Source organism: Micromonospora sp. NPDC048907 (assembly GCF_055586885.1).
This window is the reverse complement of record NZ_JBVJHI010000005.1, coordinates 622,735-639,961: the sequence shown is the minus strand read 5'-3', so window position 1 is coordinate 639,961 and position 17,227 is coordinate 622,735. Positions and strand designations below refer to the sequence as shown.

Sequence of the window (17,227 nt, the reverse complement as noted above, 5' to 3'; positions counted from 1 at the left end):
CTGACCTGCGGAAACAGCCCGCAATTCGGACACCCCCCGGCGACCGCGCCGCACGGGTGTCACAATCGGCTCCCGTTCGCGTACCGTTGCCGCTCATGGGTGTGTCGCAACGTCTGAAGACCAGGTTCCGGCGGTTCCTCCAGCGCCCGGGAACGACGGTCGACCTGGCCCCGCTGGAGAAGCTGCTGCCGGCGATCGAGGCCCGCGAGGCCGAGCTGGAGAAGCTCACCGACGCGGAGCTGACCGAGGCGGCCGGGCAGGCCTCCGGCTACGAGGAGCTGTGCGCGATCGGCCGCGAGGCGGCCCGCCGCGGCCTCGACCAGCGGCCGTACGACGTCCAGCTGCTCGGCGCCATGGCGCTGCTGTCCGGCAAGGTCGCCGAGATGGCCACCGGTGAGGGCAAGACGCTGACCGCGGCCATCGCGGCCTACGGGCACGTCCGGATGGGCAACGGCCCGGTGCACGTGCTCACCGTCAACGACTACCTGGCCCGCCGCGACGCCGAGTGGATGGGCCCGGTCTACGCCCTGCTGGGCCTCACCGTCGGCTGGGTCAACGAGGCGTCCACCCCCGAGGAGCGGCGCGCCGCCTACGCCTGCGACGTCACCTACATCGCGGTCAGCGAGGCCGGCTTCGACTTCCTCCGCGACCAGCTCGTCACCGACCTGTCCGAGCGGGTCCAGCCGGCGCTGCGGACCGCCATCGTCGACGAGGCCGACTCGATCCTCATCGACGAGGCCCGGGTGCCGATGGTCCTGGCCGGTGCGGTCCCCGGCGAGCAGGACCCGGTGCACGCCGCCGCCGCGCTGGTGCGCGGGCTGCGCAAGGACCGGCACTACACGATCGCCGAGGACGGGCGCAGCGTCGCCTTCACCTCGGTCGGCCTGGCCACGGTCGAGGCCAAGCTGGGCGGCATCGACCTCTACGACGAGGAGCACGTCGGGCAGCTCTCCGCGGTCAACGTGGCGCTGCACGCGCACGCCCTGCTGCACCGCGACGTGGACTACATCGTGCGGGACAAGTCGGTCGAGCTGATCGACGAGATGCGTGGCCGGGTGGCCCAGCGCCGCCGCTGGCCGGACGGGCTCCAGGCGGCGGTCGAGGCCAAGGAGGGCCTGGACGCCACGGCCGAGGGCGAGGTGCTCGGCACCATCACGGTGCAGGCCTACATCGCGCTCTACCCGACCGTCTGCGGCATGACCGCGACCGCGGTCCTCGTCGGCGACCAGCTCCGCGAGTTCTTCGGCCTCGAGGTGGCGGTGATCCCGCCGAACACCCCCTGCGTCCGCGAGGACGAGACGGACCGGATCTACGCCACCCGGGCCGAAAAGGAGGAGGCGCTGATCGACGAGATCCGGCGCTGCCACGAGGCCGGCCGTCCGGTGCTGGTCGGCACCCTGGACGTGAAGGAGTCCGAGGGGCTCGCCGCCGGCCTGCACGCCGCCGGCGTGTCCTGCGTCGTGCTCAACGCCAAGAACGACGACGAGGAGGCGGGGATCATCGCCGAGGCCGGCGCGTACGGCGCGGTGACCGTCTCCACGCAGATGGCCGGCCGGGGTGTGGACATCCGGCTCGGCGGCAGCGACCAGGCCGACCGGGAGCGGGTCGCCGAGCTGGGCGGCCTCTACGTGATCGGCAGCGGCCGGCACGACAGCCGCCGCGTCGACGACCAGCTCCGGGGCCGGGCCGGCCGGCAGGGCGACCCGGGTGGCTCGGTCTTCTTCGTCAGCCTGGAGGACGACCTGGTCGTGCGGCACGCCGGCGACACCGTCCCGGCGTCGCCCCGGATGAACGCCGACGGCCTGGTCACCGACCCGCAGGTCGACTACGCCGTGGAGCACGCCCAGCGGGTCGCCGAGGGCGTCAACCACGAGATCCACCGCAACACCTGGCGGTACAGCCAGGTGATCGAGCAGCAGCGCAAGGCGCTGGCCGAGCGCCGGGAGCGGCTGCTCACCAGCGACATCGCCGCGCTCATGCTGCTGGAGCGGGTGCCCGAGAAGGCCGGCGAGATGGACGAGGACCTGCTCGCCGACGTGGCCCGCAAGATCGCCCTCTACCACCTGGACCGGCTCTGGGCCGAGCACCTGGCCGAGCTCTCCGAGGTCCGCGAGGGCGTGCACCTGCGGGCCCTGGGCCGGCTCGACCCGCTGGACGAGTTCCACCGCAGCGCGGTGCCGGCGTTCAACGCGCTGATCCCCGAGATCGAGACGCGGACCATCGCCACCTTCGAGGAGACCGAGTTCTCCGACGGGTGGGAGCCGGACGCCGCCAAGCTGGTGCGGCCGACCGCGACGTGGACGTACCTGGTGCACGACAACCCGTTCGGCTCGGAGCTCGACCGGCTGATCGCCTCGGTGGGGCGCCGGCTCATCTCCGGCTCCCGCTGACCCTCCGCGAGGGGTCCCTTCCGGTGCGTACCGCGCCGGAAGGGACCCCTTTGCGCGGTTTCGATCCTGGTTTGGGAGGGTAGTAGGCCGGGGCTTCGACTCAGGGAGAGAGCGATCATGGGACAGGCAACGGCGCCGGACGGGCACACCGCATGGACGGGCGCGGAGGTGGCGGAGGCCGTGGCCCGGTGAACGTCGACACGCGGGACCCCATGACCGACACGCTCGGGGTGCTGGAGACCGCCGCGCTGCTGCGGGAGCTGACCGCCGGGCTCATCGCGGTCACCGACTTCGACGAGGCGCTCGACCGGCTGGTGCGGATCGCCCGGGACGCCGTACCCGGGGTGGACTGCTGTGGGTTCACCGCGCTGCGCGCCGGTGAGCCCGCCGGGGTGGCCGCCTCCGACCCGGAGCGGGCCGAGCTGGACGACCTGCGGCACGGCCCGGACACGCCGGCCCTGACCGCCATCCGGCGGCGCGAGATGATCACCGCGGCCGACCTGGCCGGCGAGTCGCGCTGGCCGGCGTGGGCGGAGCGGGCCCGCGGGCTGGGCGTGCACGGGGTCATCGCCGCGCCGGTGGACGTCGACGAGCAGGTGATCGGCGCGATCAACCTCTACGCCGAGTCGGCCGGCGCGCTCACCCCCCGGCACCAGCTCACCGCGATGCTCCTCGCCGAGCACGCCGGGCTGCTGCTGGCGGCCACCCGGGACCGGGAGCGGCTGGCCGCCCGCGCCGACCAGCTCGACACCGCGGCCCTGGCCGACGGGGCCGTCGGGCAGGCCGTCGGCGTGATCATGACGCAGCGCGGCTGCCCCGCCCCGGAGGCGCTGGACGTCCTCCGCAGCGCCGCCTCCTCGTTGGACATACCGCTGCGCGAGGTGGCCGAGCGGCTCCTGCTCACCGTCTCCCGCCCCCGGGACAACTGAGCGACATTCGTTTCGCCCCGGTTGGCCCCGGGTAGCACCCTGGACTGGTGAGCTGCTCGGACCTGGGGAGGAACCGATGGAGAGCCGGCTGCGGGTGCAGGGCAACCCGATCCAACCGATGCTGGTGACGTTCCCCTTCGGGCTCTTCGTCAGCGCCGCGGTCTTCGACCTCGCCGACGTGGGCGGCGGCCCGGCCTTCCTCGGCGAGGTGGGCTACTGGACGGCCGTCGCCGCCCTGGTGGCCGCCGCGCTCACGGCGGTCGCCGGGATGGTCGACCTGTGGGACGCCCGGGCCGACCGGACCAGGCGGACCGCGATCACCTTCAACCTGGTCAACGCCGCGATGGCGGCGCTGTTCCTGCTCACCTGCCTGATCCGGGCCCAGGCGCCGCAGCGCGGCGCGAACGGCGTCGAGGTGGCCGTCGAGCTGCTCGCGCTGGCCGTGGGCTCGGTGGGGGTGGCGCTGGGCTCCCGGCTGATGCGCCAGTTGGACAGGCGCCGGGCCGCGGAGCCGACCGGCTTCGAGGCGCTGCGGGACATCCCCGGCGCCACCGTGGAGATCATCCGCCCGAAGGCCTGAAAACGCCTTGCCGTCGGCCGCCCCGGCCGCCAGGCTCGTCCGGTGGACACCGAACGGGACGCCGACGATCTGATCGCCGAGGCGGCGGCCGCGCCGGTCGAGGGCTGGGACTTCTCCTGGCTGGCCGGGCGGGCCACCGAGGAACGCCCGCCCTGGGGGTACGCCCGCCTGGTCGGCGCCCGGATGGCCACCGCGCGTGCCGCCCTGGACATCGACACCGGCGGGGGAGAGGTCCTGGCCGGGGTCCCCGCGCCGCCGCCGCTGCTGGTCGCCACCGAGGCGTGGCCGCCGAACGTGCCGGTCGCCCGGCGCACCCTGCGCCGGGTCGGGGCGGCCGTGGTCCAGGTCGCCGACCGGCCGCCGCTGCCGTTCCGCGACGCGGCGTTCGACCTCGTCGTGAGCCGGCACCCGGTGGACACGTGGTGGGACGAGGTCGCCCGGGTGCTGCGCCCCGGCGGCAGCTACCTGTCCCAGCAGATCGGCGCCGGCACGGTCCGCGAGCTGAGCGAGGCGATCCTCGGGCCGCTGCCGCCGCCGGCCAGCCGCCACCCCGAGCAGGCGGTCGCCGCCGCCGAGGCCGCCGGACTGACCGTGGTGGACCTGCGCACGGCGACCCTGCGGACCGTCTTCCACGACATCGGCGCGGTGGTCTGGTTCCTGCGCAAGGTGGTCTGGACGGTGCCCGGCTTCACCGTCGACCGGTACCGCGCCGAGCTGCGCCGCCTGCACGAGCGCATCCGTGCCGAGGGCCCGTTCGTGGCGCACGCCCGGCGCTTCCTCATCGAGGCCCGCCGTCCCTGACCGCCCGCCGTCCCTGACCGCCCGCCGTCCCTGACCCGGCCGCCGGCCTGACCCGGCCGCCGGCCTGACCCGGCCGCCGCCCTGACCCGCCCGCCGGCCTGACCCGGCCGCGGTCAGTGCGCGGCGGAGTGGTGGGCGGCCAGCACGTCCGCGCCGAAGTCGCTGGCCGGGCGGCGCAGCACGGTGTGCGCGTGGTTGCCGTCCTCGGTGGTGTTGTCGTACTCGATCAGCAGGTCGTCGCCCTGGATTCGGTAGTAGTGCCGCTGACCCGGCCCGACCGGGCCGGCCCAGGCGAAGTGCAGCTCGCCGCCGGCCAGCCGGCGCACCTCGCGGGTGGCCAGCTCCGGCGGGAGCCGGTCGAGGTAGAGCGCGACGAGCCGGTCGAGCAGCGCCCGGCCCGACGGGGCGAGCCGGCCGCGGGGCACGCCGAGCGGGTCGAGCCGCCCCGGCGCGGTGGCCCGGGTGGCGCTGATGATGTCGGCCGGCGCCTCGTCGGTGACGACCGCGGCGGCCCGACCGGCCGGCCCGAGCGCGTCGAGCAGCTCCCGGGCCAGGTCCTCCTCCGGCCCGAGCGGCCGGGAGACCGGCCGGCCGGCGTGCCGGACGGTGGCCGGGTTGGCGCCCAGGAAGATCGGGGCGGGGGAGACCTGGTCGTCGACCACGGTCATGCTGACCGACAGGTGGTGCCCCTCGAACCGCCAGGCCCACCGGTCGTCGCGCCCGGGATCGCCGAAGACGGCCACCCAGTAGTCGCCGCTGTGCCGGCCACGCGCCCAGCCCTCCGCCCGGTCGAGCACCTCCTCCAGCGCCACGACGGCCATGGCCTGGGCGTAGGCGGCGGGGCTGAGCGCGGTGGCGAGCAGCCGGTGGGCGGCCTTGCGGGCCGTGACGTCCAGGTCGGCGAGGCTGGCGCCGGGCCGGGGCCGGGGCCGGTACTCCAGCCACCGGCGGGCCGGCTCGTCGTCGAAGTCGTGCCGGGCCCGCTGCCGGGCCGGCTCGTCGAGCGCCGCCAGCAGCGCGCCGGCCGCGGCGCGCATCTGCTCGGGTACGGGATCCTCCACCGCACCTGTATACCGCCCCGCCGCCGGTCGTGTCGGGCGCGCCGGCTCCTCGGCCGGGCCGGTCAGCTCCGGCCGAGGAGGGTGAGCATCTCGGGAAGGTCGAAGAAGCGGGCCGTCTCGACCGCCGACGGGTCGCCGTGCTCCGGGTCGGCGCCGGCGTCGAGCAGTGCCCGGACGGCCTCGGCGTTGCGGCGGAACACCGCCGCGGCGAGCGCGGTCTGCCCCCGGTCGTTGGTCCGGGCGGGGTCGGCGCCGCGGGCGAGCAGCGCGCCCACGGTCTCCGGGTGGGCGTGGTACGCGGCCAGGATCAGCAGCGTGTCGCCCTTGCCGTTGGTCAGGTTGACCGGGAGCCCGGCGTCCACGTTCGCCGCCAGCTCGTCGGTCGCCCCGGCGCGGGCCAGGTCGAACATCCGGTGGGCGAAGGCGAGCGTCTCGGCGTCGAGTTCCTGGGGCATCCGTCCAGGTTAGTGGGAGCCCGCCGGGCGCGCCTGGTAGCTTGCCGAGCCGGCACGGGAGGCGCGGATGGACGATCGGGTGTACGTCGGCAACGCGGCGGTGGACGGGGCGGCCGACGCGGGCTGGCTGCTGGGCCACTTCAAGCCGCCCGGCGATGTCCGGCACAGCAACGAGGTCGAGGTGAAGTGGGGCGCGCACCCGGCGGGGGAGACCCGCTCGCGGTGGGCCACCGGCGAGCGCCGCACGGCCCTGCTGGTGCTGATCAGCGGGGCCTTCCGGATCGAGCTGCCGGATCGCACCGTGGTGCTGCGCGCGCCCGGCGACTACGTGGTCTGGGGCCGGGGCGTGGACCACTCCTGGTACGCCGAGCGTGAGTCGGTGGTGCTCACCGTGCGCTGGCCGTCGGTTCCCGGCTACCGGGTCGACCCGCCCGTCCTGCGCTGACCTCCCGATGCGCGAACCGGACCGTCCCAGCATGCGGTATTACCTACTAAACCCATAGGGTTTAAAGACTATGCTGAGGAGGCACGCCGCCCCCGTACCGTGAGGACGCTCCGCCGATGACCAGCTCCGACCCGTCCGACCTGCTCGCCGTCGCCGCCCGCTGGGCCGACCCGACCGGCTGGCCGGTGGCGCTGTGCTTCGACCGCGCCGAGCGGTGGTACGCGCGGCTGACCGCCGACGCCGAGCACGAGGTGTGGGCGCTGAGCTGGCTGCCCGGACAGGGCACCGACCTGCACGACCACGGCGGGTCCGCGGGCGCCTTCCTGGTCGTCGCCGGCGCCCTCACCGAGGAGACCGTCGTCGGCGGCCGGCTGCGCCCGCACCAGCTCGCCGCCGGCGCCGGCCGCCGCTTCGGCCCCCGGCACGTCCACGTGGTCGGCAACCGGGGCGACCAGCCGGCGGTCAGCGTGCACGTCTACCGGCCCGCGCTGCGCCGGATGACCCGCTACCGCCTCGACGCCGGGCGGCTCCAGGTCGCCGAGGTGGCCGAGGCCGGGGTCGCCTGGTGAACCGCCCCGCACTCCGACCCCCGACCGTCGCCACCGGAAAGGACGCCACGATGGCGCACACCCCCACCCGCACCGGGAGCTGTCCGGTCCCACCGCCCGGCTCCCGGGGCATCGACGAGATCCTCGCCGCCGCCCGCGCGCGGCTGCGCCGGCTCGACCCCGAGCAGGCGCACCTGGCGGTCCGCGGCGGGGCCCTGCTCGTGGACATCCGGCCCGCCGGCCAGCGTGCCGCGCACGGCACCGTGCCGGGCGCCCTCGCCGTCGAGCGCAACGTCCTGGAGTGGCGCTTCGACCCGCGCTGCGCGGCCCGCCTGCCCCAGGCCGTCGGCTACGACGTGCCGGTGATCGTGCTGTGCCAGGAGGGCTACACCTCCTCGCTGGCCGCCGCCGCCCTCCACGACCTCGGCCTGCACCGGGCCACCGACGTGGCGGGCGGCTTCGCCGCCTGGCGCATCGCCGGCCTGCCCACCCTCGGCCCCACCCCGCCGCTCCGACCCTCGCCCGCCGCGCCCCCGGTGACCGCCGGCCGGGCGCCCCGCTGACCGTCCCGCCGCACCCCCGGTGGGGCGGGGCGACCGCCCGCACAGGAGGCTCCCATGTCCGTCGTCGCCATCTCCTCCCGCCCGGCCCGACCGGGCCGCCCCGACCGGGTCGCGCCGCACCGGCCGCGTACCACCCCGACCCTGACCATCACCCTCGACCTGGGCGCCGGCGCGCTGACGCCCGGCCTGGCGCGGCTGGTCGACCTGCTGGACGAACTCGCCGCCTCCGGCGAGGGCCTGCTCCGGCCCGAGGAGCACCAGGCCGCCCGCGCGGTGCTCGACCTGCGCCGCGCCACCGCGCCGCCGGAGCCGCCCGCACCGCCCGCCGGGCCCGAGGAACCCGGCACGGTGACCATCCTCACCGGCACCCGCCGGGTCCGCCACGACGGCGTCGAGGTCACTCTCACCCGGATCGAGTACGACCTGCTGCTGTTCCTCGCCGAACATCCCCGGCGGGTGTTCACCCGGCGGCAACTTCTCGCCAACGTCTGGGGCTACGAACACGCGGTGGCCCGCACCGTCGACGTCCACGTGCGCCGGCTGCGCGCCAAGCTCGGCGTCGACACACCGCTGGTGACGACCGTGTACGGCATCGGCTACCGGCTGGCCGACGAGGCCCGGATCGTGGTGGACCGCGAGCGCTGAGGCGTCGCCGGCCGGTGCGCGGCGTACCCGGGATCCGGGTGCGCCGCGTTCACGTTTCCGCGCCGGCCGGCCCGGCACCGGCCATTGTGAACCGGGCGGGTACCCCCCGTACCGGGTCAACTCGTCGCTCTGCTGTAATCAACGGACCTCGTACGCAGAGCGAGCATCCGGCTCCGATGTGTTCGTCAATTGTCACATTCATGCAACGCAGCCGCCCCTTGACCCTCGCACAGGCGCCGGGAAGCATCGATGAAGCGGCGTCCCGGGCCGTGGGGAGATACCCGGACCAGCCAAGGAGGACCATGTCGGTCAGCCCCGCCTCGTCGCGCGCCGGATGGCATACGTCCCAACCCGCGGTCCCGGGTCGTCCCCCCGGCGGCCAGCGCCGGCCCGCCAACACCTCGGCGCCCATGCTCACGGTGACCCTGAACATCCCGCTGGCCTGCGAGGAGTCGCTCACCCCGGCCGCCCGCCGGCTGCTGGACGCGGCCCGTGAGCTGCTCGAACGCGGCGACGCCGTGATCAGCACCGCGGCCCCGGCGGAACGCCGTCCCGACGCGGTGCCGGCCAACCGCTCACCGGGGCGCCCGCTCGCGCCGACCATCCCGAGCCTGCACATCCTGGCCGCCTCCCGGTCCGTGCTCCGCGACGGCGAGCCGCTGCCGCTGACCCGCCTGGAGTTCGACCTGCTGCTGCACCTCGTCGCCCACCCCCGCCGGGTGTTCACCCGCCTGCAACTTCTCAACGCGGTCTGGGGCTACGAGCACGCCGGCGTCCGCACCGTCGACGTGCACGTGCGCCGCCTGCGCGGCAAGGTCGGGGTGGACGTCCCGCTGGTCACCACCGTCTACGGCGTCGGCTACCGGCTCGCCGACGACGCCCGGGTCACCATCGACCGCACCGGCTGACACCTCCCGGTCCGGCCGCCCCCTGCCGATCGCCATCCGGACGGAGCCCCGACCGCCCGGCCGATCGCCCCATGACCCGCTCCGCAGGGACGGAGCCCCGGCCGCCCGGCCGGTCGCACCATGACCCGTCCCGCAAGGAGGGAGCCCGGCCGCCCGGCCGGTCGCACCGTGACCCGTCCCGCCGGGCAGGATGGTCGGATGCGCGTCCGCCCCATCACGCCCGAGCTGCTCGTCGCCGAGCTGGCCGACCGGCTTGCCGGCGCGGCCGTGCCCGGCCGGCTGCGGGTGGCCGTGGACGGCCCGCCGGCCGCCGACCCGGACGCGCTCGCCGCCGCCCTGGTGGACCCGCTACGGGCCGCCGGCCGCCCGGTCCTGCACGTCCGGGCCGCCGACTTCCTCCGGCCCGCCTCGGTCCGCCTGGAACACGGCCGGACCAACCCGGACGCCTACTACGAGGGGTGGGTCGACGAGACCGGCCTGCGTCGGGAGGTCCTCGACCCGGCCGGACCGGACGGGTCGGGCCGGGTGCTCCCGTCGCTCTGGGACGCCGCCGCCGACCGGGCCAGCCGCGCCCCGTACGTCGACCTGCCGCCCGGCGGGGTGGTCCTGGTCAGCGGCGCGCTGCTGCTCGGCGGCGGCCTGCCGTTCGACGTCGCCGTCCACCTGGTGCTCTCCCCGGCGGCGCTGGACCGCCGGACCGACCCCGAGCTGCGCTGGACCCTCCCGGCGTTCGCCCGGTACGCCGACGAGGTCGATCCCGCCTCCTTCGCCGACGTGGTGGTCCGGGCCGACGACCCGCGGCACCCCGCCCTCGTGGAGGCCGGCTGACCCGGGCGATCGGCCCGGTTCGGGACGACCGGGGCCGGGGCGGCGGGAACGGGGACGGTCCGGGCGGCGCAGCCGGGTACGAACGGCGACGAAGAACGCGGAAATCCCCGGTTTGACCGGCGGAGCGGGCGGGTAATCGCCCGGCTCACAGAGCACGGGTGATCTCGCCCGTGCATCCATCGGACCACGTTCCGGGGCGTTCGCGCCCCGGAGACGTTATGAGGCCCCAGGAAAGGCAGGCAGCGATGCTCGTCCACGACACGACAGCCACGGGCCGCTCCCAGGCGGAGGTCGACCAGATCCGGCAGTCCCTGACGTCGCGGTACGACGAGCTGACCGCGGAGTACGAGCAGGCCGTGCTGCAGAGCCAGGTGCTCCGGCTGGTCGAGGTCGGCGACACCGCCGGCGACGACCAGGCCGACAGCGGCACCAAGACCGCCGAGCGGGACACCGCCCAGTCCCTGCTGCGTACCATCCTCGACCGGCGCGCCCAGTTCGAGCACGCGCTCACCCGCCTCGACGAGGGCACGTACGGCTTCTGCGAGGGCTGCTCGGCGCCGATCCCGGTGGAGCGGCTGGAGATCTTCCCGTCCGCAACCTCCTGCGTGTCCTGCAAGCAGACCCGGGAGCGGCGGGCGGCCTGACCGGCGCCCGGAGTTGCCGGTCGGCCCCGGTAGCGGTGGACTCACCAGATGGGTGACATCAAGGTGGGCACCGCCTCCTGGACCGACCGGACCCTGCTCGACTCCGGCTGGTACCCGGCGAACGCCGACACCCCGGAGAAGCGGCTGTCCTGGTACGCCCGGCAGTTCCCGCTGGTCGAGGTGGACGCCACCTACTACTCGCCGCCCGCCGAGCGGACCGCGCGGCTGTGGGTGGACCGCACCCCGCCCGGCTTCACCTTCAACATCAAGGCGTTCAGCCTGCTGACCGGGCACCCGACCCGGGTCTCCGCGCTCTACAAGGACCTGCGCCCGGAGACGGAGAAGAAGAACCTCTACCCGGACGACCTGCCGCCGCAGGCGTACGAGGAGGTGTGGACCCGGTTCCTGTCCGCCCTGGACCCGCTGGTCGAGGCCGGCAAGCTGGGCGCCATCCTGTTCCAGTTCCCGCCCTGGTTCACCATCAAGCGGGACAACAAGCAGTACCTGCTCGAGGTGGCCCGGCGGTGCGCGCCGCTGCGCCCGGTCTTCGAATTCCGGCACGCCTCCTGGTTCGACGGCGACAACGCCGAGGAGACGCTCGGCTTCCTGCGCGAGCACCGGCTGCCGTTCGTCTGTGTGGACATGCCGCAGGGGCACAGGTCGTCCGTACCCCCGGTGCTCGCGGCCACCGCGGACCTCGCGGTGGTGCGCTTCCACGGGCACAGCGGCAAGTGGACCAGCAAGGACATCCACGAGAAGTTCGGCTACGACTACTCCGAGCGGGAGCTGCGCGACTGGGCGCCGAAGCTGCGCGAACTCGCCGGGGAGGCCGAGCGCACCCACGTCCTCATGAACAACTGCTACCGCGACTACGCCCAGCGGAACGGGCAGCAGCTACAGGACCTCCTGGCCGACTGAGCGCGCTCCGGTCACGCTCCGCCCACGTGGTGCCGGATGACGCCGGCGATCGCCGCCTCGACGGTGTGCCTGCTCATGGAGGCGAGCGGCTCCAACTTGAGCAGGTAGCGGCAGTAGATGACGCCGATGGTCTGGCTCAGCACGAGCGCCGCCTCCTGGTCGATGTCCCGGTCCGGGAAGGCCGCCCGGAAGAACGGCATCAGCTGCCGGTCGAGGAACTGCTGCAGCTGGTGGGCGGCGTCGGCGTGGGTGGGGGCAGCGCGGAACAGGTTCGCCAGGGCGTGGCCGCCGTTCTCCCAGACGTCGACGAACGTCCTGGCGTAGGCGGCCGCGAAGTCGGCGCCGGTCGGCATCTCGAGCGGGGGTAGCTCAGCGGCGGCCACCGCGTAGAACAGGTCCGCCTTGCTGGTGAAGTACCGGATCACCATGGAGGGATCCACACCGGCGTCGGCGGCGATCGCGCGGACCGTCGTCGATTCGTAGCCGTCGTCGGCGAACCGCCGTGCCGCGGCCGCGAGGATGGCCGCCCGCGCCCGGGCGGACCGTTCGGTGAAGACCATTCCCCCAGTCTAGCCAACGGTGTTGGCAAACGACGTTGGGATGCATAGCATCAACATGCCAACGCCGTTGGCAAACGTTGTGGGCTCCACCGTGGAGCCCGCCCCAGACCCGGAGGACACCATGACCGAGACCCGGAGGAACGCCGTCGCGGCGGGCGCCGTCGCTCTCGCCCTGATCTGCCTGTTCGCCTGGCTGTCACCGGGGCTGGCCCTGTGGCTGACCTTCATCCCCGCGATGGTCCTCGCGTACCTCGCCCACCTGGCGACCACGAACCGGCGGGCGCCCGATCCGGCCGAGGTGCTCCCGATCTACCTGCTCGGCTTCGCCTGGCAGTTCGTCCACTTCGCGGAGGAGTTCACCGCCGGGTTCAACCGCCGCTGGCCGACCGAGGTCTTCGGGGCCGCCCCGATGAGCCTCGACACGTTCGTCTGGATCAACATGATCTCGTACGCGGCCTTCGCCGTCGGTGGCATCGCCATCTACCGCGGTTGGCGGGTCCCCCTGCTGATCACGTGGTTCTTCGCCGTCATGGGTGCGATGGGCAACGCCGTCGGTCACCTCGTCTACGACGTCGTCTCCGGCGACCTGGGCTTCCCCGGCTTCTACACGTCGCTCGGGTACTGGTTGATCGGCCCGATCCTCGTGTGGCGGCTGTGGACATCCGTACGACCTGCCGACGGACCGTCCCGCGAGAAGAGCGGCACGCGGCTCGCCGCCGCCGGTTCGGTCTAGCCGGCTGCTGCCTCGCCGCGGGCGTCACCACCCTCACCCCCCTGCGCGACTCCGGCCGACGGTTCATCCGGAGAGGGTGAGCCCGCCTCACCCGTCCGCCGCGCAGCATGGACGGTGTGCGCGGTCCGTCGACCGGCGCGACCGCGCGGCCGAGGAGGAGGTGGGGTCATGACGGTGCGGGTCGTAGCGGATCGACGCCGCGGCGGGGTGCTGCACGTGGTCGGGAGTCCCGACGTGCCCCGGCGCGGCGGGCGGCCCGGTCGGTTCAGCCCGACCCGGCTCTGGCGGGGGCCCAGCGGGCCGCCGCGACGCACCGACGACCGACGCTGGGAGAACGACGCACGGGGGTGGGCAGATGGCTGAGCAGTTGATTTCCGCGTTCGAGTCCTCGCTGGACAAGACGAACGTGATCCTCAAGGAGATCGAGTCGGCGTACGGCTGGCCGAAGGCACAGCGCAACCAGTCCTACGCGGCGCTGCGCACGGTGCTGCACCTGCTGCGGGACCGGATGCCGGTGCAGGAGAGCGCCGAGTTCGCCCAGCAGCTGCCGGTGCTGGTACGCGGCATCTACTTCGACGGCTGGCAGCCGGAGAACGTGCCGATCAAGCTGAACCGCGACGACTTCCTCTACGAGGTCCGGCAGGGCTTCCCGTACGACGTGGAGGGCGGCCCGCAGCGGGTGGTGCAGGTGGTGCTGGACACCCTGCGCCGGCACGTGACGCAGGGCGAGTGGGAAGACGTGAAGGCCACCATGCCGAAGGACCTGGGTCACATGATTCCCTGACCGGGTCCGTTCCCGGCCCGCTCCGCCGCACCGGCGGGGCGGGCCGGCGGCGTCCGGGTGACCGGCAGCCCGGCCCGCCGGGCCAGCCCGGCGAAGGCCACCGCGTCGACGACGGCCGCCCCGCCCGGGTCGTTGTTGAAGTAGACGTACGCCGGCTCGCCGCCCGGGAAGGCGGTGGCCAGCCGGCGCACCCAGGTGGCCAGCGCGGCGCGGCCGTAGCGGGGCCAGGGCCGGGCCCGGCCCTCGTGCAGCCGCAGGTAGCCGAAGTCGGTGGTGCGCCACAGCGGCGTGATCGGGCGGCTGAGCCGATCGGCCCAGACCAGCGCCGCCCGGTGCCGCTCCAGGACCCGCCGGGTGTCGTCGGTCCACCAGGACGGGTGCCGGGGCTCGACGGCCACCCGCACCTGCGCGGGGAACAGCCGTAGGGTCGCGTCGAGGGCCGCCGGGTCGGCCCGCATGGTGGGCGGGAGCTGCACCAGCACGGGCCCCAGCCGGTCGCCCAGCCCGGCCGCCCGGTCCAGGAAGCGGGCCACCGGCTCGGCCGGTTCCCGCAGCCGCTTGATGTGGGTGAGGTAGCGGCTCATCTTCACCGCCACGCAGAAGTCGTCGGGTGTGCGGTCCCGCCACGTCACGAACGTGTCCCGCTCGGGCAGCCGGTAGAAGGCGTTGTTGACCTCGACCGTGGCGAACCGGTCGGCGAAGTGCTCCAGCCAGAGCCGCTGCGGCAGCTTCGCCGGGTAGAAGCGCTCCCGCCAGTCCCGGTACTGCCAGCCCGACGTGCCGACCAGGATCATCGCGGCCCGCCTACGCGAGGTCGATCCGGAACACCTCGAAGGCGGCCCCGTACCGGACGCCCAGCCGGGCGCCGGCCGGACGGGCCAGCCCCTCGAGGAACTCCTCGGCGTCGAAACCGCCGTCGCCCAGCCCGCTCAGGTAGGCACCGTGCGCCCGCAGCGACGCCACGCCCCGGTCGAAGCTGGCCGTCACGTCGACCCCGTGCCGGGCCTGCGGCGAGCCGGCCGCCCACACCTCCCGGACCCGGGACCACGGCTCCACCCCGTCCGTGAGCTGCTCCGGGAAGACCCAGCGGTTGCCGGCGTCGCGGACGGCGTCCAGCGTGGCCCGGCCGCAGGCGATGTGGTCGGCCTGGTTCAACGCGTACGCCCCGTCCCAGGTCTCCCGGAAGTTGTTCGTGAGCACGATGTCCGGCCGGTGCCGGCGCACCACGGCGGCGATGGCGCGGCGCAGCGCCACGCCGTACTCGAGCAGCCCGTCGGGGAGGCCGAGGAACTCCACGGTGTCCACCCCGACCACGGCGGCCGAGGCCCGCTGCTCCTCCTCGCGCAGCACCCGGCTGCGTTCCGGGGGCATGGCGTCGATGCCCGCCTCGCCGCTGGTGAGCAGGCAGTAGACGACCTGCTTGCCCTGCCCGGTCCAGCGGGCCACCGCGGCGGCCGCGCCGAACTCCAGGTCGTCCGGGTGGGCCACCACGGCGAGCGCCCGCTGCCAGTCCTCGGCCAGCGGCGTCAACGGCTCCGGCTGCCCCACGGCCACCCCCTTCCCGTCTTTCCTTCCCGCCATCCTGGCACCGGACGCGCCCCACCGCGCGGCGACCTCGCCGGGGCCCGGCGAACCGTCCGTGCGGCGGGGTTCGGGCGTCTACGGTGTGGTTAGAGAAGATCAGGCGTGGGGTACCACCCGCTGCACACGGACCCCGGCGACGGGGCGGCACACCGAGGGAGCACCCATGGCACTCAACGACGACGACATGCAGACCACCGGTGGCGGCGGTGCCGAAGGCCCGGCCGACGGTGGCGCGACCCCGGGCCAGCAGGACGGCGGCGCCGACGGCGGCGCGGACCGCGGCGCGGAGCGCGGCCTGGACGAGGGTGCCGACACCGGCGCGGAGGGTCCGGCCGACGGTGGCGCGACCCCGGGCCAGCACGACGGCGGCGCGGACGGCAGCGCCGAGGGCCCGGCCGACGGTGGCGCGACCCCCGGTCAGCGCGACGGCGGCGCCGACGGCAGCGCCTGACGCATGGCCGTGACGCACCTCGACCCGCCGGGCGGCCACGGCCGCCCGGCGGTTCCGTCTTCCGCGGCCGACGCCCTCGCGCGCTGCGTGGCCGTCGAGCCGGCCAAGTTCGCCGCCGACCACTGGGGGCGCAGCCCACTGCTGTCCCGGGCCGCCGAGCTGCCCAACCCGGCCGGCTTCACCGACCTGCTCAGCCCCGCCGACGCCGACGAGCTGCTCAGCCGGCGCGGTCTGCGTACCCCGTTCCTGCGGGTCGCCAAGGAGGGCCAGCTGGTGCCGGCGGCGCGCTTCACCGGCGGCGGCGGCGCGGGCGCCGAGATCGGCGACCAGGTCCTCGACGAGAAGATCCTCGCCCTGTACGCCGACGGCGCCACCCTGGTCCTCCAGGGCCTGCACCGCACCTGGCCGGCGGTGATCGACTTCGCCCGCGACCTGGGCGCCGCGCTGGCCCAACCGTTGCAGGTCAACGCCTACCTGACCCCGGCCGGCAACCAGGGGTTCGCGACCCACTACGACACCCACGACGTGTTCGTGCTCCAGGTGGACGGCCGCAAGCACTGGCGGATCCACCCGCCGGTGCTGCCCGACCCGCTGGAGCGGCAACCGTGGGGCGGCCGGGCCGACGAGGTCTCCGCGGTCGCCGAGGGGCGGCCCGCGCTGGACGTGGTGCTCGAACCCGGCGACGCGCTCTACCTGCCGCGCGGCTGGCTGCACAGCGCCCAGGCGCAGGAGTGCAGCTCACTGCACCTGACCGTCGGCATCCGGGCGCTGACCCGGTACGCCCTGGTCGAGGAGCTGCTGGCGCTCGCCGCCGAGGACGCCCGGCTGCGCGCCGGGCTGCCGTTCGGCGTCGACGTGGCCGACCCGGACGCCATCGAGCCGGAGCTGACCGAGACGGTCGAGGCGCTGCGCGACTGGCTGCTGCGGGCCGACCCGGCCGCGGTGGCCGCGCGGCTGCGCGACCGGGCCTGGCCGGCCGCCCGCCCGGCGCCGATCCGGCCCCTCGCCCAGGCCGCCGCCCTGGCCACGCTCGACGCGGACAGCCGGGTCGCGCCCCGGGCCGGGCTGCGCTGGCAGCTCGCCCCGACGGGGGACGGGAAGGTGGCCCTGCGCCTCGTCGACCGCACCATCACCCTGCCCGGCACCTGCGAGCCGGCCCTGCGCGCGCTGCTCGCCGGCGAGGTGACCCGGGTGGGCGACCTGCCCGGCCTGGACGACGACGCCGACCGCCTGGTCCTGACCCGCCGCCTCCTGAAGGAAGCCGTCCTCACCCCCGCCTGACCACCCCACCCTGCCTCCCCACCACACCCCGCCCCGAGCGCGTCGATCATGAAGCTGTTGCCCGCCACGACGGCGTGTCGTGGCAACAACTTCATGATCAACGGGCCGGGCCCGGGGGG

Annotated in this window: 21 protein-coding genes; 16 read left to right on the top strand and 5 right to left on the bottom strand. The window is 74.8% G+C overall.

The features are described from left to right. Nucleotides 1-95 precede the first annotated feature (95 nt). From secA2 to ACZ6PY_RS21065, 4 genes are all read left to right on the top strand, one after another. A complete protein-coding gene (secA2, locus tag ACZ6PY_RS21080; protein WP_466074597.1) occupies nt 96-2,390 on the top strand; it encodes an accessory Sec system translocase SecA2 in 2,295 nt (764 codons plus the stop codon). A 212-nt stretch (nt 2,391-2,602) separates the two neighbouring features. Continuing rightward, the gene (locus ACZ6PY_RS21075) at nt 2,603-3,319 is read left to right on the top strand and encodes a GAF and ANTAR domain-containing protein (protein WP_466074595.1); all 717 of its coding nucleotides are present in this window, start codon (nt 2,603-2,605) and stop codon (nt 3,317-3,319) included. 76 nt (nt 3,320-3,395) lie between these two features. Then, entirely contained in the window at nt 3,396-3,899 is a 504-nt protein-coding gene (locus ACZ6PY_RS21070) for a DUF2231 domain-containing protein (RefSeq protein WP_466074593.1), read from the top strand. 42 nt (nt 3,900-3,941) lie between these two features. Further along, nucleotides 3,942-4,700 (top strand): class I SAM-dependent methyltransferase, encoded by a 759-nt coding sequence (locus tag ACZ6PY_RS21065; protein WP_466074591.1) that lies wholly within the window; start codon nt 3,942-3,944, stop codon nt 4,698-4,700. A 113-nt stretch (nt 4,701-4,813) separates the two neighbouring features. Here the strand turns inward: ACZ6PY_RS21065 and ACZ6PY_RS21060 are convergent, their stop codons facing one another. After that, nucleotides 4,814-5,737: a DUF3500 domain-containing protein gene (locus ACZ6PY_RS21060; RefSeq protein ID WP_466074692.1), complete on the bottom strand. Its 924-nt coding sequence runs from the start codon at nt 5,735-5,737 to the stop codon at nt 4,814-4,816. Between the two features lie 86 nt (nt 5,738-5,823). Beyond that, nucleotides 5,824-6,216 carry an ankyrin repeat domain-containing protein gene (locus tag ACZ6PY_RS21055; protein ID WP_466074589.1) on the bottom strand — a complete coding sequence of 131 codons (393 nt, stop codon included), beginning with the start codon at nt 6,214-6,216 and terminating at the stop codon, nt 5,824-5,826. A gap of 67 nt (nt 6,217-6,283) precedes the next feature. On the opposite strand from ACZ6PY_RS21055, the gene ACZ6PY_RS21050 reads away from it, so the two are divergent. The 8 genes from ACZ6PY_RS21050 (at nt 6,284) to ACZ6PY_RS21015 (ending at nt 11,715) form a co-directional block, all read left to right on the top strand. Further along, nucleotides 6,284-6,661: a cupin domain-containing protein gene (locus ACZ6PY_RS21050; RefSeq protein WP_466074587.1), complete on the top strand. Its 378-nt coding sequence runs from the start codon at nt 6,284-6,286 to the stop codon at nt 6,659-6,661. Nucleotides 6,662-6,777: 116 nt separating this feature from the next. Beyond that, nucleotides 6,778-7,230: a cysteine dioxygenase gene (locus ACZ6PY_RS21045; RefSeq protein WP_466074585.1), complete on the top strand. Its 453-nt coding sequence runs from the start codon at nt 6,778-6,780 to the stop codon at nt 7,228-7,230. Nucleotides 7,231-7,280: 50 nt separating this feature from the next. Then, the gene (locus ACZ6PY_RS21040) at nt 7,281-7,772 is read left to right on the top strand and encodes a rhodanese-like domain-containing protein (protein ID WP_466074583.1); all 492 of its coding nucleotides are present in this window, start codon (nt 7,281-7,283) and stop codon (nt 7,770-7,772) included. Between the two features lie 54 nt (nt 7,773-7,826). Continuing rightward, nucleotides 7,827-8,417, top strand: a complete 591-nt coding sequence (locus tag ACZ6PY_RS21035; protein ID WP_466074581.1) for a winged helix-turn-helix domain-containing protein — start codon at nt 7,827-7,829, stop codon at nt 8,415-8,417. Between the two features lie 302 nt (nt 8,418-8,719). Next, nucleotides 8,720-9,325, top strand: a complete 606-nt coding sequence (locus ACZ6PY_RS21030; RefSeq protein WP_466074579.1) for a winged helix-turn-helix domain-containing protein — start codon at nt 8,720-8,722, stop codon at nt 9,323-9,325. A 198-nt stretch (nt 9,326-9,523) separates the two neighbouring features. Continuing rightward, the gene (locus ACZ6PY_RS21025; RefSeq protein WP_466074577.1) at nt 9,524-10,153 is read left to right on the top strand and encodes a nucleoside/nucleotide kinase family protein; all 630 of its coding nucleotides are present in this window, start codon (nt 9,524-9,526) and stop codon (nt 10,151-10,153) included. Between the two features lie 245 nt (nt 10,154-10,398). Continuing rightward, nucleotides 10,399-10,797: a TraR/DksA family transcriptional regulator gene (locus ACZ6PY_RS21020; RefSeq protein WP_313721525.1), complete on the top strand. Its 399-nt coding sequence runs from the start codon at nt 10,399-10,401 to the stop codon at nt 10,795-10,797. 48 nt (nt 10,798-10,845) lie between these two features. Further along, nucleotides 10,846-11,715, top strand: coding sequence for a DUF72 domain-containing protein (locus ACZ6PY_RS21015; protein ID WP_466074575.1), 870 nt, complete (start codon nt 10,846-10,848; stop codon nt 11,713-11,715). Between the two features lie 11 nt (nt 11,716-11,726). Here ACZ6PY_RS21015 and ACZ6PY_RS21010 read toward each other — a convergent pair whose 3' ends face one another. Further along, nucleotides 11,727-12,275, bottom strand: a complete 549-nt coding sequence (locus tag ACZ6PY_RS21010; protein WP_466074572.1) for a TetR/AcrR family transcriptional regulator — start codon at nt 12,273-12,275, stop codon at nt 11,727-11,729. Nucleotides 12,276-12,396: 121 nt separating this feature from the next. On the opposite strand from ACZ6PY_RS21010, the gene ACZ6PY_RS21005 reads away from it, so the two are divergent. After that, nucleotides 12,397-13,008, top strand: coding sequence for a hypothetical protein (locus ACZ6PY_RS21005; RefSeq protein ID WP_466074571.1), 612 nt, complete (start codon nt 12,397-12,399; stop codon nt 13,006-13,008). Between the two features lie 355 nt (nt 13,009-13,363). Then, nucleotides 13,364-13,792, top strand: a complete 429-nt coding sequence (locus ACZ6PY_RS21000) for a DUF2267 domain-containing protein (RefSeq protein WP_151461720.1) — start codon at nt 13,364-13,366, stop codon at nt 13,790-13,792. On the opposite strand, the gene ACZ6PY_RS20995 is transcribed toward ACZ6PY_RS21000, so the two are convergent. Then, nucleotides 13,777-14,586 carry a DUF72 domain-containing protein gene (locus tag ACZ6PY_RS20995; protein WP_466074569.1) on the bottom strand — a complete coding sequence of 270 codons (810 nt, stop codon included), beginning with the start codon at nt 14,584-14,586 and terminating at the stop codon, nt 13,777-13,779. The genes ACZ6PY_RS21000 and ACZ6PY_RS20995 overlap by 16 nt on opposite strands. A gap of 10 nt (nt 14,587-14,596) precedes the next feature. Continuing rightward, a complete protein-coding gene (locus ACZ6PY_RS20990) occupies nt 14,597-15,340 on the bottom strand; it encodes a PIG-L deacetylase family protein (protein WP_466074567.1) in 744 nt (247 codons plus the stop codon). Nucleotides 15,341-15,539: 199 nt separating this feature from the next. On the opposite strand from ACZ6PY_RS20990, the gene ACZ6PY_RS20985 reads away from it, so the two are divergent. Both ACZ6PY_RS20985 and ACZ6PY_RS20980 read left to right on the top strand, forming a co-directional pair. After that, a complete protein-coding gene (locus tag ACZ6PY_RS20985; RefSeq protein WP_151461717.1) occupies nt 15,540-15,827 on the top strand; it encodes a hypothetical protein in 288 nt (95 codons plus the stop codon). Between the two features lie 9 nt (nt 15,828-15,836). Further along, nucleotides 15,837-17,108 carry a cupin domain-containing protein gene (locus ACZ6PY_RS20980; protein WP_466074691.1) on the top strand — a complete coding sequence of 424 codons (1,272 nt, stop codon included), beginning with the start codon at nt 15,837-15,839 and terminating at the stop codon, nt 17,106-17,108. Nucleotides 17,109-17,227 lie beyond the last annotated feature (119 nt).